A 16,221-nucleotide genomic window follows, 5' to 3' on the forward strand; every position below is an offset into this window, starting at 1 on the left:
CATAGGTTGCGATGCTGTTAAATCCGGCCGAACCGCGCATCTCTACAGCCCGGCTAAACAACGGCGGGGTTACCTGCCGTTGTTTTTTACCAGCCGGCGCGGCACCAGATTGGTGTCGTCGCCTTCCGGCATAGCTTCAGCCAGCCCCACAAAGGAACGGTCGCCATAAATGCGCACGAAGCCTTCCAGAGACTGACCGGGTATTCTAACCGGTTGTCCGTTCAAGATCGATACCAGCGCAGGCCCCGCCAACCGGTGCTCGGGGAACATGGTCAGGGCGCTTTCCGGCGGCAGTAACAGGCCATCCAGACTCTCGCCCCGCTCACGCATGGCTTCCAGGTCTTTGACATCACGGGCATTTGCCAGGGTGTAACCGGAGGCCAGGGTTCTGCGTAGGGCAGACACATGGGCACCGCATCCCAGGGCTTCGCCGATATCTTCGACCAGTGAGCGAATATACGTACCCTTGGTGCAGGTAACCGCCAGGTCGAGCTCCTGTTCGCGCACCGCCAGCAACGTCAGCTCGTAGATGGTGACCGGCCGGGCCGGCCGGTCAATCACGATGCCTTCGCGGGCGTATTCGTACAGGGGCTTGCCCTGGTGCTTCAGGGCGGAATACATGGAAGGAACCTGCTGGATATCACCCCGGAAGTTTTCCAGAACAGCCTCCACCTGCGCTTCGGTCAGCGCCGGTACCGGCTTTTCTTCCACCACCGCACCCTCACTGTCGCCGGTTTCGGTACGAATACCCAGCTTCGCAGTGGTGATATAGGCCTTGTCACTGTCCAGCATCATCTGGGAGAACTTGGTGGCCTCCCCGAAGCACAGCGGCAATACGCCGGTGGCGAGCGGATCAAGCGCTCCGGTATGGCCGGCCTTGGCCGCACCATACAGGCGCTTGACCTGCTGCAGGATTCCGTTGGAGGTAACGCCCTGAGGCTTGTCGATCACCAGAATGCCGTTTACATCACGGCCTTTGCGTCTACGGCTCAAGCATCACGCTCCGGGTTGTCGGAAACGGGATCGTCGTTGTCGTCCCGGGGTACGGCCGGCTTGTCGCCTACCGCCTCGCGGATCAGCCGATCCATCTTACGGCTCTGGCCCAGCAGGGTATCGAAGTGAAAGCGCAGGTGGGGAACCACCCGCAGTTTCATCGCACGGCCTACCTGGCCCCGCAAAAAGCCGGAGGCATTGTTCAGCACTGCCAGCGATTCCTTCACCTCGGGCGATTCCTCGGTGAGCTCTTCGGTAGACAGCAGTGAAACATAGATATCGGCGTAGCCCAGGTCACGGCTGACCTTTACGTCGTTCACCGTGACCATACCAACGCGAGGATCTTTCACCTCGCGCTGGATGAGCTGGGCCAGCTCACGCTGCATCTGGTCGCCAATGCGTTCTACGCGACTGTATTCCCGTGCCATCAGGCCCCCGTGGATTCAAGCTGACGTTCAACACGGACGCGATCGAATACTTCGATCTGGTCGCCCACTTTCACGTCGTAGCCTTTAACACCGATACCACATTCCATACCGTTGCGAACTTCCGGCACGTCATCCTTGAAGCGACGCAGGGATTCCAGCTCGCCTTCGAAGATCACCACGTTGTCACGCAGTACGCGGATCGGCTTGTTCCGGTATACGGTACCTTCGGTCACCATACAGCCAGCCACCTGGCCGAACTTCGGTGAACGGAACACGTCACGCACATCGGCGATGCCCACGATATCTTCGCGGAACTCCGGCTTGAGCATACCGGTCAGGGCCGCTTTCACATCATCGATCAGGTTATAGATGATGCTGTAGTAACGCAGATCCAGGCCTTCCTGCTCAACCAGGCGCTTGGATGCGGTATCCGCACGCACGTTGAAACCGAAGATAACGGCGTTGGTGGCCATGGCCAGGCTGACGTCGGTCTCGGCAATGCCGCCCACGCCAGAGGACACGATCTTCACCTGAACCTCTTCGTTACCCAGGTCCTGCAGGGCCTTGGTAATGGCTTCCAGGGAACCACGCACGTCGGTCTTGAGCACAACGTTGAGGGTTTTGACCTCGTCTTTGCCCATGTTCTCGAACATGTTTTCAAGCTTGGCCGCCTGCTGGCGCTGCAGACGCTGTTCACGCTCGCGGGTCTGACGGAATTCAGCCAGTTCCTTGGCCTTCTTCTCGTCGGCTACGGCGAAGAACTCGTCACCGGCGTCTGGTGTGCCGTTCAGGCCCAGAATCTCGACCGGGATGGACGGGCCAGCTTCTTTTACCTGGCGCCCGGCTTCGTCGGTCATGGCGCGAACCTTACCGAAGAAGGAACCCGCCACCACCATGTCGCCCTGGCGCAGGGTACCGTTCTGAACCAGAACGGTGGCTACGGAACCACGGCCACGTTCCAGGCTGGATTCAACCACAACACCTTTCGCAGCCGCATCCGGAGAAGCTTCCAGCTCGAGGATCTCGGCCTGCAGCAGCACCGCTTCCAGCAGGTCGTCGATACCCATACCGGTATGCGCTGAAACCGGCACGAACTGAACGTCGCCGCCCCAGTCTTCCGGAATCACGTCCAGTGCAGACAGCTCGTTCTTGATGCGGTCTGGATCGGCTTCTTCCTTGTCCATCTTGTTGATGGCAACCACCAGGGGTACGCCTGCAGAGCGGGCGTGCTGAACGGCTTCCTTGGTTTGCGGCATAACGCCGTCATCGGCCGCCACCACCAGGATAACGATATCAGTACACTGGGCACCGCGAGCCCGCATGGCGGTAAACGCCGCGTGGCCCGGGGTATCCAGGAAAGACACCATGCCGTGATCGGTTTCTACGTGGTAGGCACCGATATGCTGGGTAATACCACCGGACTCGCCGGCAGCAACCTTGGCGCGACGGATGTAATCCAGCAGCGAGGTTTTACCGTGGTCAACGTGACCCATCACGCTGACAACCGGTGCCCGCTTGATTTTCTCTTTGCCTGAGTCGTCGCCGGTGATTTCACTCAGCACTTCTTCTTCAAAGGCATCTTCGCTGACAGCCCTGGGCTTGTGGCCCAGCTCTTCGGTTACCAGAACCGCAGTTTCCTGGTCCAGCGCCTGATTGATGGTGGCCATTACGCCCATACCCATCAGGGTTTTAATAACATCAGCGGCTTTGACAGCCATACGCTGGGCGAGGTCACCTACGGTGATGGTTTCCGGAATCTGTACTTCTCTTACCATGGGCTTGGTTGGCCTCTCGAAAGCATGACGCTTTTCTTTCGGTTTCTTTTTAGCCCGCAGCTGCTTGCGAGGACGGTTTTCTTCATCGTCCTCGGAAATAACAAGAGGTTCTTCAACCGGACGGCTGCGAGGGCCGCGATGACCAGCCTGCTTCTTCTTGGGCTTGCCTTCTTCGATTTCGTCGCCGCGCTCGCGTACCTTTTCTTTTTTCTTCTTGGGCTTGCGATCCCGTCCTTCATCTTCCGGCGGAGGCATGGGAATGTCCTCCGGTGCCGGCTCGGGCTCCTGGGCTTTCTTCGGCTCGGCAGCAGCTTGTTCCTGCTCCGGTGCCGGGGCAGCAGCGGATGTCTCCGGCTGTGCCTGTTCTGCAGTTACCTGCGGTGCCTGTTCCGGCGCTTGCTGTTCCGCTACCGGCTGCTCTGCCACTTCTTCCGGCTTCGGTGCTGCCACCTCCGGCTCGGGCTGCAATTCCGCACGCTTGATATAGGTGCGGCGCTTGCGTACTTCCACGTTCACAGTCTTTGCCTTGCCGGCCTTCAACGTGGTTGTGGTTTTACGCTTCAGGGTAATCTTGTTCGGCTCTGCCTGAGCTTCACCGTGGGTCTTTCTCAGATAAGCCAGCAACTGCTGCTTCTCATCACTGGTGACAGCGTCGTTCTCACTGCGGGCTTTCAGGCCCGCTTCAACGATCTGCTTCAGCAAACGATCCACGGGAGCGCCTACATCTGCGGCCAGTTGTTTTACCGTTACTTCAGCCATACTGGTCCTCCTCTCCCGAATCAGGCCTGGTCTTCAAACCAGGGTGCGCGTGCGATCATAATCAGCTGACCGGCGCGCTCTTCATCCATACCTTCAATATCAAGCAGATCATCCACAGACTGCTCGGCCAGATCTTCCATGGTACGCACACCCATCCCGGCGAGTTTGAACGCCAGGCCACGGTCCATACCTTCCATATTCAGAAGATCTTCAGCGGGTTCTGCACCCTCCAGGGCTTCTTCACTTGCCAGCGCCTGATTCAGCAGCACGTCTTTGGCACGGCGGCGCAATTCAGAAACGGTGTCTTCGTCAAAGCCCTCGATCGCCAGCATTTCTTCCATCGGTACATAGGCCACTTCTTCGATAGACGTGAAGCCTTCTTCGATCAGAACACCGGCAAACTCTTCATCAACGTCCAGGTGAGCGGTGAAGTGCTCAACCAGGCGGTTGTATTCCTGTTCCTGACGCTCACCGGCTTCTTCTTCGGTCATCACGTTCAGGGTCCAGCCGGTCAGCTCAGTGGCCAGGCGAACGTTCTGGCCATTACGACCGATGGCCTGGGCCAGATTATCTTCAGCGACGGCGACATCCATGGTGTGACGGTCTTCATCCATCACAATGGAGGCCACTTCCGCCGGTGCCATGGCGTTGATCACCAGCTGCGCGGGGTTGTCGTCGTACAGCACGATGTCTACGCGCTCGCCGCCCAGCTCGTTGGAGACCGCCTGCACGCGGGAGCCCCGCATACCAACACAGGCACCCACCGGGTCGATCCGGCGATCGTTGGTCTTCACCGCGATCTTGGCGCGGGAACCGGGATCACGGGCGGCGCCACGGATCTCGATCAGGTCTTCGGCGATTTCCGGAACCTCGATGCGGAACAGTTCGATCAGCATCTGGGCATCGGTACGGCTGAGAATCAGCTGCGGGCCGCGATGATCAGTACGGATTTCCAGCAGCAGGGCACGTACCCGGTCACCCATGCGGAAGGTTTCCCGCGGGATCAGGTGTTCACGTGGCAGCAGCGCTTCGGCGTTACCACCGAGATCTACAATAACGTTGTCCCGTGTCACCTTCTTGACGGTGCCGGATACCAGCTCACCGATGCGATCACGGTAGCTGTCGACAATCTTCATGCGCTCGGCTTCGCGCACTTTCTGGAAGATGATCTGCTTGGCGGCCTGGGCACCGATACGCCCGAATGCCACAGAGTCCACCTTCTCTTCGTGCATGTCGCCCGGCCGGAGATTGGTATCAATCTCTTCGGCTTCCTGCATGGTCAGCTCGGTGCCCAGTGCCGGAACCGCGTCGTTGTCTACCACCAGCCAGCGGCGGAAGGTCTCGTATTCGCCGGTACGGCGATCGATAGCAACCCGGATGTCGGCTTCTTCGTCTTCGTAACGTTTTTTGGCAGCGGTAGCGAGTGCGAGTTCGATCGCCTCGAAAATCACATCCTTCTCGACGCCTTTCTCGTTCGAGACGGATTCCACTACCAGCAAGATCTCTTTACTCATTGGATTGCCCTGCCCTCAAAATAATCGATACATCTACAGATTTGTTCGAATGTGTCATTCAAAAACCGGAATGATGTTGGCCTTTTCAATGCTGTCGTACGGCAACAGGTACTCGTGGTCATCAACCACGACCACAACCTCGTCACCCTCGACGCCCTTGATCAGCCCCTGGAATTTGCGACGACCCTCGAAGGCCATGCGCAGCTTGATCTGCACTTTATGGCCGACAAACGCCTCGTACTGTTCCAGGCGGAACAACGGCCGGTCCATGCCCGGGGAAGAAACCTCCAGGGTGTATTCGCTCTGAATGGGGTCTTCCACATCCATCACACCGCTGACCTGCCGACTGACTTTTTCACAGTCTTCAATGCTGATGCCGTTTTCGGCATCATCAATAAACACCCGGAGCATGGACTGATGCCCGCGGGAACGAAATTCAATGCCCCAGAATTCAAATCCGAGCCCTTCCACTACCGGGCGCAGGATGTCTTCCAGTTGTTTAAGCTTGGCTGACAAGTGTCGCCGCCTCCGTATTCAGATTTTCAGGGTACAAAAACAAAAAAAGGGCTGTTAATCAGCCCTTTTATGCACCAGGGCCCTTGCGCCAGGCCCCTTAATCAAAAAGCCCCTGAAAATGGGGCCTTTTGTTGCAAGAATTCGCAGAAAGCTAACCCAACCATGCTCTCTGCCGACAGACACCTGGCCTGCCTGGAAGCCAGAAAAAACACTGACTCCAATAACCGCCGGAGTATAGAGGACACCGCGCGGAGTGGTCAAGGACTGACCAAAAAAAACGGCCTGGGTTTGCCAAGCCGTCTTCTTCAAATATGGTGCCCGGGGCCGGACTCGAACCGGCACAGCTTTCGCTACCACCCCCTCAAGATGGCGTGTCTACCAGTTTCACCACCCGGGCAACACTCTTTACTCGAGGTCAGGGAGATCAGACTCCCCGGCCCCGGCTTCGCTACCTGCGCCTTCTTCAATAGCCGGCGCGCTGGCATCACTTGCAGGGGCCTGGGTAGATTCCTGAACTGTCGGAATACCCGCCTCACCTGCTACTTCAGCGCGCTGCTTGGCAAAGATCGCCAGCGAAAAACTTGTCACAAAGAAGACAACCGCCATCAGGGTGGTCATCCTGGTCAGGAAGCTGCCGCTGCCCTGACTACCGAAAACCGTCTGCGAGGCACCGCCACCAAATGCCGCACCGGCATCCGCGCCCTTGCCCTGCTGGATCAGAACCAGGCCCACCAGCGCCACGGCGATCACGACGTGAACTACAACTACCAGTGTTTCCAACCAATCCATACAGACTCTCGTAAACGTTTCGGATTACGCACCCGTCGGGAATGCCCGACAGATACTGATAAACTCATCGGCCTTCAGCGATGCTCCGCCAATAAGACCACCATCGATATCCGGCTCTGAAAACAGAGCGGCCGCATTATCCGCTTTTACGCTGCCGCCGTAAAGTACCGAAATGGATTCGGCAGGCGCTTTCATGCTCGAAAGCACATTGCGGATTTCCGCATGCATAGCCTGGGCGTCCTCTGCGGTTGCGGTTCTGCCCGTGCCAATAGCCCAGACAGGCTCGTAGGCAACAACCACCTGCGACCAGCTTTCACCCTCGACACGGGCCAGCCCGCGTATGACCTGGGTGGCTACAACACGCTCGGCATCACCGGCTTCACGCTGCTCCAGGGTCTCCCCAACGCACAACACCGCCGTCAGACCGCTTTGCAGAACCTGTTCAACCTTGTCTGCAACCACTTCATCGGTCTCACCAAACAACTGGCGACGCTCGGAGTGCCCAACCAGCACGTAACCGCAACCCATATCACGGGCCATATCAGCGGAAACTTCACCGGTGTAGGCGCCGGACTGCCACTGGCTGACGTTCTGGACACCTGTCGCCAGGTCATCTCCTGCCTCAGCCTGAACAGCACTTACATACAGCGCAGGAGGAATAATCACCACCTTTGCACCGTTATCGAGACGGCCAGCCTGCTCGCGAACCGGGCCAACCAGTTGCTGCACCAGGTCTTTCGACCCGTTCATTTTCCAGTTACCGGCTACAATCCTGCGACGCATACTTATTCTCAGCTATCCCGAAAACCCCGAACAAAAGGGAGCGCGAACTATACAGCAGTCATTTCCTGCACACAACCCGCTCCCCGCACCGCCACTCAGGGGTTTGAACGCTCCACCACCCGGGCCAGCTCTTCGGCCACACGGGTAATTTCTGCGGCATCCCGGCCCTCTGCCATCACCCGGATCAAAGGCTCGGTTCCGGATGCCCGCAACAAGATACGACCGGCATCGCCCAGGCCGGCTTCAGCCTGGCGCACAGCCTCGACAATATCCGCGCGGGAAAACGGATCAAAACGCTGCGCCACCCGCACATTCACCATTTTCTGGGGCAGCTTGCTCATTCCCTGACGCAGCTCGCTCAGGGTTTTACCGGAATTGCGCACGGCCAGTAACACCTGCAGGGCAGACACAATACCATCGCCGGTGCTGGTGCAGTCACGAATGACCATATGGCCGGAACCTTCACCCCCGACCACCCAGTTGTTAGCCAGCAACCGCTCCATCACATAGCGGTCGCCCACTTTCGCCCGCTCGAACTGGATGCCGAGTTCACGCAGGGCCAACTCAACGCCCAGGTTGGTCATCAGGGTACCCACCACACCGCCTTTGAGGCGCCCTTCGGCCTGGCGCTGGTACGCGAGAATGTACAGCAGCTCATCGCCGTCCACCTCGGAGCCGTCACGGTCAACCATCAGCACCCGGTCACCATCGCCATCGAAGGCAATGCCCAGGTCGGCTTTTTTCTCGGCAACTGTCTGCTTAAGAGCATCCAGGTGGGTGGAACCAACATTCAGGTTGATGTTCAGACCATCGGGCTCGGCACCGATCACGGTAATCTTTGCACCCAGCTCCCGGAACACCTTGGGCGCCACGTGGTAGGTGGCACCGTGGGCACAATCCAGGACGATATGCAGGCCATCGAGGGTAAATTCGTTGGGTACGGTGCTCTTGCAGAATTCCACGTAGCGACCGGGCGCGTCATCAATCCGGGTCGCCTTGCCCAGTTCGTTGGGCTCACAGACCTTGATGGGCTGGTCCAGCCAGCGCTCGATTTCAGCTTCCAGGGCATCGTCCAGCTTGGTGCCAGCGGCAGAGAAGAACTTGATACCGTTGTCGTGGTGCGGGTTATGGGACGCACTGATAACGATACCGGCAGAGGCGCGGAAGGTACGGGTGAGGTAGGCAATGGCCGGTGTCGGCATCGGGCCCAGCAGCTTCACATCCACTCCGGCGGCAGACAGGCCGGCCTCCAGGGCCGACTCGAACATATAACCGGACAACCGGGTGTCCTTGCCGATCAGCACACTGTTGCGCTGGCCATCTTTCTTGAACGCCTGGCCGGCAGCCCAACCCAGGTGGAGCATGAACTCCGGGGTAATCGGGCCTTCGCCAACATGGCCACGAATGCCATCGGTACCAAAATATTTACGCTCGGACATCAGATTGCCTCCTTAACCGCCGCTACTACCTTAACGGCGTCTACCGTTTCCCTTACATCGTGCACCCTGAGGATACTCGCACCTTTCATGGCCGATATTGTCGCGGCCGCGAGGCTTGCGGGCAACCTTTCATTCACATCCCGGCCGGTGATTGCTCCCAGCATGGATTTGCGGGACAGACCGATCAGCAGCGGATGGCCCAGCATGTGCAGCTGCTCCAGGGTCGCCAGCAACTGCACATTGTGCTCGACGGTTTTGCCAAAGCCAAAGCCGGGGTCCAGGATGATCTTGTCCGGGTTCACCCCGGCGGCCTCGGCCACGCGCATGCGCTCGGTCAGAAACGAGCTGACTTCCCGGCGCACATTCCGGTAACGGGGATCGTTCTGCATGGTGTCCGGCTCACCCTGAATGTGCATGATACACACCGGAATATCCGCCTTTGCGGCGACCTCCGGCGCTCCGTCACGCTGCAGGGCACGGACGTCGTTGATCAGGCCCGCGCCGAGCTTTGCGGTTTCTGCCATTACCGCCGGGTTGCTGGTGTCTACAGAAATAACGGCGTCCAGCTCCCGGGCAATGGCCTCGACCACCGGGCACACCCGGTCCAGCTCTTCCTGGGTGGAAACCTCTGCCGCTCCCGGCCGGGTGGATTCACCGCCCACATCAATAAATACTGCACCGTCCGCCACCATCTGGCGGGCGCGGATCATGGCGGATTCCAGCGAATTGAAGCGACCACCGTCCGAAAACGAATCCGGGGTTACATTCAGGATGCCCATTACATGGCACAGGGAGAGGTCCAGTTCACGGCCGGCAAAGTTCATTTTCATAGCGAGGATTCCAGGGGCAGTACTTTCGGGGAAACAAAAACAAACGCCGCCCGGAGGCCGGGCGGCGCGTTATATCACTCAGGCTTCGGCTGCGAGTCAGTGCTCGCCGGCCGGACGCCCTACTCCGGGCTGGCGCCCGTCGTCAGAGCCTTTCGGCTCCGGAGCCTGCTCCGGCTCTTCTGCCTTTACGCCACCAGCGGGGCCACTATCGCCCCAGTTCTTCGGCGGGCGCGGCTCTTTGCCGGCCATGATGTCGTCAATCTGGAAGCGATCGATGGTTTCGTACTTCATCAGCGCTTCCGCCATCATGTCGAGCTTGTCCCGGTTATCAATCAGGATCTGCTTGGCGGTCTCGTAGCAGGTATCAATGATGTTACGGACTTCCTCATCGATACGCTGTGCCGTTTCCGGCGAATACACGGTATGAGACTGCCCGGCAGAACGACCCAGGAACGGCTCTTCGCTGTCGGTATCGTACTGCAGCGGGCCCAGCTTCTCGGACAAACCCCAGCGGGTGACCATATTGCGGGCCAGGCTGGTGGCTCGCTCGATATCGTTGGACGCACCGGTGGTCACACCCTCAAAGCCCAGAGTCAGCTCCTCGGCAATACGACCACCGAACAGGCTACAGATCGAGCTGGTCAGATAGCGCTTGGAGTGGCTGTACTTGTCCTCTTCCGGCAGGAACATGGTGACACCCAGTGCCCGGCCACGGGGAATGATACTGACCTTATAGACCGGGTCATGCTCCGGCACGAGTCGACCCACAATCGCATGGCCAGACTCGTGGTACGCGGTGTTCCGCTTCTCTTTCTCACTCATCACCATGGACTTGCGCTCGGCGCCCATCATGATCTTGTCTTTTGCCAGTTCCAGCTCTTCCATGGACACCAGGCGCTGGTTACGGCGCGCCGCAAACAGGGCAGCCTCGTTCACCAGGTTGGCCAGGTCTGCACCGGAGAAGCCAGGCGTACCACGGGCAATCACCGCCGGATCGATGCCATCGGCAAGGGGAACCTTCTTCATGTGCACCTTCAGGATCTGCTCGCGACCCAGGATATCCGGCAAGCTCACCACCACCTGGCGGTCAAAGCGGCCCGGGCGCAACAGCGCAGGGTCCAGAACGTCCGGACGGTTGGTTGCGGCAATAACGATAACGCCTTCATTACCTTCAAAGCCGTCCATCTCAACCAGCAACTGGTTCAGGGTCTGCTCACGCTCGTCGTGTCCGCCACCCATACCGGCGCCACGATGGCGACCCACGGCATCGATCTCGTCGATGAAGATGATGCAGGGGCTCTGTTTCTTGGCCTGCTCGAACATGTCGCGAACACGGGAAGCACCCACGCCCACGAACATTTCCACGAAGTCCGAACCAGAGATAGAGAAGAACGGCACCTTGGCTTCACCGGCAATGGCCTTGGCCAGCAGGGTTTTACCGGTACCGGGAGGACCTACCATCAGCACGCCCTTGGGAATGCGGCCACCCAGACGCTGGAACTTGCTCGGATCGCGCAGGAAGTCCACCAGCTCTTTGACGTCTTCCTTCGCTTCGTCGACACCAGCCACGTCAGCAAAGGTGGTCTTGATCTGATCTTCGCTCAGCAGGCGCGCCTTGCTCTTGCCGAACGACATGGGGCCTTTGCCGCCACCGCCGCCCTGCATCTGGCGCATGAAGAAGACAAACAGGGCAATGATGATCAGTATCGGGAACGCGGCCACCAGCAGCTGAGTCCACAGGCTCTGGCGCTCCGGCTCCTTACCGATCACCTCAACCTCATTGGCCAGGAGATCGTCCATCAGCTTGTTATCGGATACCTGCGGGCGGATGGTCTGGAACTGGGAGCCGTCACCACGGACACCCTGCACCTGCAGCCCATCAATCGTCACCTGCCGTACCTGGCCCTGCTGGACCATTTCGACAAACTGGGAATAGTTAACTTGTTGCCCGCTGGTGGTGGGAGTGAAATTCTGAAACACCATCAGCAGCACGGCGGCTATCACTAGCCAGAGAACCAGATTTTTTGCCATATCGTTCAAGGATCATCACCTGTGAATTGCAGGGCTGCCGCGTCGAAGCCGCGAACCCTTTTCCGACACCTTACACTAATTGTACGTTCGTAAACCAGAAACGGCCTAAGGGAAAACGGCCGCACTACCACTTATATTGGGCACTCCGGGGCCGATTGCAACGCCGGTTGTAAGTGAATACGACCATTTGTGGCGGTGCGCTATCTGTTACAATCACGAAATTATACGACGTTGTCAGCCAGTTCGCCGCTGACCTTTTGTTAATTGCACCGATAAAGAGATTACATCATGAGTCTGTCACCGGAACAGCGCCGGGAATACCGGGCCATTGCCCACAATCTGAAGCCCGTCATCATTGTTGGCGACAAAGGCCTGTCCGAGGGGCTCCAGGAAGAACTGGAGCGAGCCCTGAACGACCATGAGCTGATCAAGATCAAGGTAGCCAGCACAGACCGCGAGGCCCGCCAGGAAGCTATCCAGGCGTTGTGCGAAAGCTCCGGCGCCGAGCTGGTACAAACCATCGGCAAAATCGCCGTCATCCTGCGCCGAGCCAGGAAGCCTAATCCGAAGCTGTCTAACCTGCTAAGGAATAAGTTATAAAAAAAAGCCGGCTCGGGTAACCCCAGCCGGCTTTTTCGTGTGTGCGCGGATTTCGTCAGATGTATTCTACTTCGGAAATCTCGTACTCCACGGTGCCCGAAGGGATGCGGATGGCCACCACATCGCCTTCGTTTTTGCCCACCAGCGCCCGGGCGATGGGAGACGATACCGACAGTTTGCCGGCTTTGATGTCTGCCTCGTCTTCGCCCACGATCTGGTAAGTCACTTCTTCATCGGTGTCCATATTCACCAGGTGCACTGTGGTGCCGAAGATCACCTTGCCGGTGTTCTCCATGGTGGTTACGTCGATCACCTGAGCCACTGACAGCTTGCCTTCGATTTCCTGGATACGGCCTTCGATGAAGCTCTGCTGTTCACGGGCTGCGTGGTATTCGGCGTTTTCCTTGAGATCTCCGTGTTCACGGGCATCGGCGATAGCCTGGATGACCCGCGGACGATCTTCGGACTTCAGCTTTTTCAGCTCCTCGCGCAGACGGGCTTCGCCAGTCTGCGTCATGGGTACTCTTTCAGCCATAATCTTACTTCCCTGCGTGTAGGTCCTGGAGGCGACGAACGGTGCGCTCCGGGCCAAATTTGATTGCGCGGCAGAAGGCTTCGCCACCCGCCAGCGTCGTTGTGTAAGTTACCTTGGTCTGCAAGGCGGACTGGCGAATCTGCGCCGAGTCGGAAACGGCCTTACGACCTTCGGTGGTGTTAATGATCAGCTGAACCTTGCCGTTCTTGATGGAGTCAACAATGTGCGGCCGGCCTTCACCAACCTTGTTGACCCGCTCAACCTCGACACCCTCGGCTTCCAGAGCCTTGGCTGTACCGGTAGTGGCGACAATCCGGAAGCCGGCATCAACCAGGTCGCGGGCAACCTTGGCCGCCCCCGGCTTGTCGACGTCACGAACCGACATAAAGGCCACACCCTTGGCCGGCAGGCGCTCACCCGCGGCCAGGGACGCCTTGGCGAAGGCTTCGTCGAAGCTGTCACCCAGCCCCATCACCTCACCGGTAGACTTCATTTCCGGGCCGAGGATCGGGTCAACCGCCGGGAACTTGTTGAACGGGAACACGGACTCTTTCACCGCATAGTAAGTCGGCACGATTTCCTGGGTGAAGTTCAGTTCCTTCAGGGTCTTGCCGGACATTACGCGGGCCGCTACCGCCGCCAGGGACACACCGATGGCCTTGGATACGAACGGCACGGTACGGGAAGCCCGCGGGTTCACTTCGATCACGTAGATCTCGCCGTCCTGCCAGGCCAGCTGCACGTTCATCAGGCCGATAACATCCAGCTCGATGGCCATTTTCTTGACCGCTTCGCGCATGTCATCCTGCACTTCTTTCGGCAGGCTGTAGGGCGGCAGTGAACAGGCAGAGTCACCGGAGTGAACACCAGCCTGCTCGATGTGCTGCATGATGCCACCGATAACCACGTCGGTGCCGTCACTGATGGCATCGATATCCACCTCGATGGCGGCATTCAGGAAGTGGTCCAGCAATACCGGGCTGTCGTTGGATACCAGAACGGCACTGCGCATGTAACGCACCAGCTCGGTTTCGTCATAGACGATTTCCATGGCACGGCCGCCCAGCACGTAGGATGGACGAACCACCAGCGGATAGCCGATTTCGCGGGCCGCCAGGATACCTTCTTCATGGCTGCGCACGGTGGCGTTCTGGGGCTGCTTCAGGCCCAGGCGCTGGATCATCTGCTGGAAACGCTCACGGTCTTCGGCACGGTCAATAGCATCCGGGCTGGTGCCGATAATGGGCACACCAGCAGCTTCCAGGCCACGGGACAGTTTCAGCGGGGTCTGGCCACCGTACTGCACAATGACGCCCTTCGGTTTTTCGACGTTGATGATTTCCAGCACGTCTTCCAGGGTGATCGGCTCGAAGTACAACCGGTCGGAGGTATCGTAGTCGGTCGACACGGTCTCCGGGTTGCAGTTGATCATGATGGTCTCGTAACCGTCTTCACGCATGGCCAGGGCCGCGTGCACACAGCAGTAGTCGAATTCGATGCCCTGGCCGATACGGTTGGGACCGCCACCGATCACCACAATCTTCTCGCGGTCAGACGGCTCCGCCTCGCACTCTTCCTCGTAAGTGGAGTACATGTAGGCGGTGTCGGATGCAAACTCAGCCGCACAGGTGTCTACCCGCTTGTAAACCGGGCGAATGCCCAGGTCGTGGCGCAGCTTGCGCAGGCTGACTTCGGAAATGCCCAGCAGCTTGGCCAGGCGGGCGTCAGAGAAGCCCTTGCGCTTCAGGCGAAACAGTGTGGCCTTGTCGATATCGGCCTTGCCGGCGGATTTCAGGGCCTGCTCTTCTTTGACCAGGTCTTCAATTTGCACCAGGTACCAGGGGTCAACCTTGGTATGACGGAACACTTCGTCAACCGTCATGCCGGCGCGGAAGGCATCACCGATATACCAGGCACGCTCGGCGCCGGGTACGTTCAGCTCCCGGATCAGCGTTTCGCGGCTGCTGTCCGAATCCAGCTCGTCCAGTTTCTCGTCAAAACCATCAGAGCCCACTTCCAGGCCACGCAGGGCTTTCTGCATGGACTCCTGGAAAGTACGACCGATGGCCATGACTTCACCCACAGACTTCATCTGGGTGGTCAGGCGGGCGTCGGCCTGGGGGAATTTCTCGAAGGTGAAGCGCGGAATCTTGGTAACCACGTAGTCGATGCTGGGCTCGAACGAGGCCGGGGTTACGCCTCCGGTAATTTCGTTCTGCAGCTCATCGAGGGTGTAACCGATGGCCAGCTTGGCGGCCACCTTGGCAATCGGAAAACCGGTGGCCTTGGAAGCCAGCGCGGAGGAACGGGATACCCGCGGGTTCATCTCGATCACGACCATACGGCCGGTGTCCGGATTGATACCGAACTGCACGTTGGAACCGCCGGTTTCCACACCAATTTCACGCAGCACCGCCAGTGAGGCGTTCCGCATGATCTGGTATTCCTTGTCAGTGAGGGTCTGGGCCGGGGCCACGGTGATGGAGTCACCGGTGTGCACGCCCATGGCATCAAAGTTCTCGATGGCGCAAACGATGATGCAGTTGTCGTTTTTGTCACGGACAACTTCCATCTCGTACTCTTTCCAGCCGATCAGGGACTCGTCAATCAGCAGTTCGTTGGTCGGAGACAGGTCCAGGCCACGGGTACAGATTTCCTCGAACTCATCCTTGTTGTAGGCGATACCACCACCGGAGCCGCCCATGGTGAAGGACGGACGGATGATGCAGGGGAAACCGATATCCTCTGACGCTTCCCAGGCTTCCGCCATGGAGTGAACGATCGTCGCACGCGGACATTCGAGGCCAATCTTTCTCATGGCCTTGTCGAAACGGTCCCGGTCCTCGGCCTTGTCGATGGTATCGGCGTTAGCACCGATCATTTCAACGCCGTGCTTCTCCAGTACGCCATGCTTTTCCAGGTCCAGCGCACAGTTCAGCGCGGTCTGGCCGCCCATGGTGGGCAGCAGGGCGTCGGGTTTTTCCTTTTCGATAATCTTTTCGACCGTCTTCCAGGTAATCGGCTCGATGTAGGTGGCATCGGCCATGGCCGGGTCGGTCATGATGGTGGCCGGGTTGGAGTTCACCAGGATAACCCGGTAGCCCTCTTCGCGCAGCGCCTTACAGGCCTGGGCTCCGGAGTAGTCGAATTCGCACGCCTGCCCGATCACGATGGGACCAGCGCCCAGGATCAGGATGCTTTGGATGTCTGTACGTTTTGGCATGTCTCG

At 58.7% G+C, this 16,221-nt stretch carries 13 protein-coding genes and 1 tRNA gene; 1 reads left to right on the forward strand and 13 read right to left on the reverse strand.

Annotated elements, in window-relative coordinates; all coding sequences use genetic code 11:
- Nucleotides 1–69: 69 nt before the first annotated feature.
- The 11 genes from truB to ftsH form a co-directional block, all read right to left on the reverse strand.
- Complete coding sequence (gene truB, locus AQ621_RS12960; protein ID WP_058341796.1) at nt 70–993, reverse strand: tRNA pseudouridine(55) synthase TruB; 924 nt, start codon at nt 991–993, stop codon at nt 70–72.
- Nucleotides 990–1,421 (reverse strand): 30S ribosome-binding factor RbfA, encoded by a 432-nt coding sequence (gene rbfA / locus AQ621_RS12965; protein WP_022988293.1) that lies wholly within the window; start codon nt 1,419–1,421, stop codon nt 990–992. The genes truB and rbfA overlap by 4 nt, the downstream gene beginning before the upstream one ends.
- On the reverse strand, nt 1,421–3,955 hold the full coding sequence (gene infB / locus AQ621_RS12970; RefSeq protein ID WP_022988294.1) for a translation initiation factor IF-2: 2,535 nt from the start codon (nt 3,953–3,955) through the stop codon (nt 1,421–1,423). The genes rbfA and infB overlap by 1 nt, the downstream gene beginning before the upstream one ends.
- A gap of 20 nt (nt 3,956–3,975) precedes the next feature.
- Nucleotides 3,976–5,469 carry a transcription termination factor NusA gene (gene nusA, locus AQ621_RS12975; protein WP_058341797.1) on the reverse strand — a complete coding sequence of 498 codons (1,494 nt, stop codon included), beginning with the start codon at nt 5,467–5,469 and terminating at the stop codon, nt 3,976–3,978.
- Between the two features lie 54 nt (nt 5,470–5,523).
- A complete protein-coding gene (gene rimP / locus AQ621_RS12980; RefSeq protein WP_022988296.1) occupies nt 5,524–5,985 on the reverse strand; it encodes a ribosome maturation factor RimP in 462 nt (153 codons plus the stop codon).
- Nucleotides 5,986–6,297: 312 nt separating this feature from the next.
- A tRNA-Leu gene (locus AQ621_RS12985) sits at nt 6,298–6,382 on the reverse strand.
- 8 nt (nt 6,383–6,390) lie between these two features.
- The gene (gene secG, locus AQ621_RS12990; RefSeq protein WP_058341798.1) at nt 6,391–6,774 is read right to left on the reverse strand and encodes a preprotein translocase subunit SecG; all 384 of its coding nucleotides are present in this window, start codon (nt 6,772–6,774) and stop codon (nt 6,391–6,393) included.
- A gap of 24 nt (nt 6,775–6,798) precedes the next feature.
- Complete coding sequence (gene tpiA / locus AQ621_RS12995; RefSeq protein ID WP_082641075.1) at nt 6,799–7,557, reverse strand: triose-phosphate isomerase; 759 nt, start codon at nt 7,555–7,557, stop codon at nt 6,799–6,801.
- A gap of 95 nt (nt 7,558–7,652) precedes the next feature.
- Nucleotides 7,653–8,996 carry a phosphoglucosamine mutase gene (gene glmM / locus AQ621_RS13000; protein ID WP_058341800.1) on the reverse strand — a complete coding sequence of 448 codons (1,344 nt, stop codon included), beginning with the start codon at nt 8,994–8,996 and terminating at the stop codon, nt 7,653–7,655.
- Nucleotides 8,996–9,826: a dihydropteroate synthase gene (folP, locus tag AQ621_RS13005; RefSeq protein WP_022988300.1), complete on the reverse strand. Its 831-nt coding sequence runs from the start codon at nt 9,824–9,826 to the stop codon at nt 8,996–8,998. Before folP ends, glmM begins: the two co-directional genes overlap by 1 nt.
- Before the next feature lie 96 nt (nt 9,827–9,922).
- Complete coding sequence (gene ftsH / locus AQ621_RS13010) at nt 9,923–11,866, reverse strand: ATP-dependent zinc metalloprotease FtsH (RefSeq protein ID WP_173637051.1); 1,944 nt, start codon at nt 11,864–11,866, stop codon at nt 9,923–9,925.
- Between the two features lie 279 nt (nt 11,867–12,145).
- On the opposite strand from ftsH, the gene yhbY reads away from it, so the two are divergent.
- Entirely contained in the window at nt 12,146–12,457 is a 312-nt protein-coding gene (gene yhbY / locus AQ621_RS13015) for a ribosome assembly RNA-binding protein YhbY (protein ID WP_058341801.1), read from the forward strand.
- A 55-nt stretch (nt 12,458–12,512) separates the two neighbouring features.
- Here yhbY and greA read toward each other — a convergent pair whose 3' ends face one another.
- Entirely contained in the window at nt 12,513–12,992 is a 480-nt protein-coding gene (greA, locus tag AQ621_RS13020; RefSeq protein ID WP_081697550.1) for a transcription elongation factor GreA, read from the reverse strand.
- A gap of 4 nt (nt 12,993–12,996) precedes the next feature.
- Nucleotides 12,997–16,215, reverse strand: a complete 3,219-nt coding sequence (carB, locus tag AQ621_RS13025; RefSeq protein ID WP_058341802.1) for a carbamoyl-phosphate synthase large subunit — start codon at nt 16,213–16,215, stop codon at nt 12,997–12,999.
- Nucleotides 16,216–16,221 lie beyond the last annotated feature (6 nt).

The organism is Marinobacter sp. P4B1 (assembly GCF_001447135.1).
Taxonomy (GTDB): Bacteria; Pseudomonadota; Gammaproteobacteria; order Pseudomonadales; family Oleiphilaceae; genus Marinobacter; species Marinobacter vinifirmus.

Excerpts from the sequence above, each read along its gene's own strand:
- rbfA (WP_022988293.1), bottom strand. The coding sequence starts at position 1,421 with ATGGCACGGGAATACAGTCGCGTAGAACGCATTGGCGACCAGATGCAG.
- infB (WP_022988294.1), bottom strand. The coding sequence starts at position 3,955 with ATGGCTGAAGTAACGGTAAAACAACTGGCCGCAGATGTAGGCGCTCCC.
- nusA (WP_058341797.1), bottom strand. The coding sequence starts at position 5,469 with ATGAGTAAAGAGATCTTGCTGGTAGTGGAATCCGTCTCGAACGAGAAA.
- secG (WP_058341798.1), bottom strand. The coding sequence starts at position 6,774 with ATGGATTGGTTGGAAACACTGGTAGTTGTAGTTCACGTCGTGATCGCC.
- tpiA (WP_082641075.1), bottom strand. The coding sequence starts at position 7,557 with ATGCGTCGCAGGATTGTAGCCGGTAACTGGAAAATGAACGGGTCGAAA.
- glmM (WP_058341800.1), bottom strand. The coding sequence starts at position 8,996 with ATGTCCGAGCGTAAATATTTTGGTACCGATGGCATTCGTGGCCATGTT.
- folP (WP_022988300.1), bottom strand. The coding sequence starts at position 9,826 with ATGAAAATGAACTTTGCCGGCCGTGAACTGGACCTCTCCCTGTGCCAT.
- yhbY (WP_058341801.1), top strand. The coding sequence starts at position 12,146 with ATGAGTCTGTCACCGGAACAGCGCCGGGAATACCGGGCCATTGCCCAC.
- greA (WP_081697550.1), bottom strand. The coding sequence starts at position 12,992 with ATGGCTGAAAGAGTACCCATGACGCAGACTGGCGAAGCCCGTCTGCGC.
- carB (WP_058341802.1), bottom strand. The coding sequence starts at position 16,215 with ATGCCAAAACGTACAGACATCCAAAGCATCCTGATCCTGGGCGCTGGT.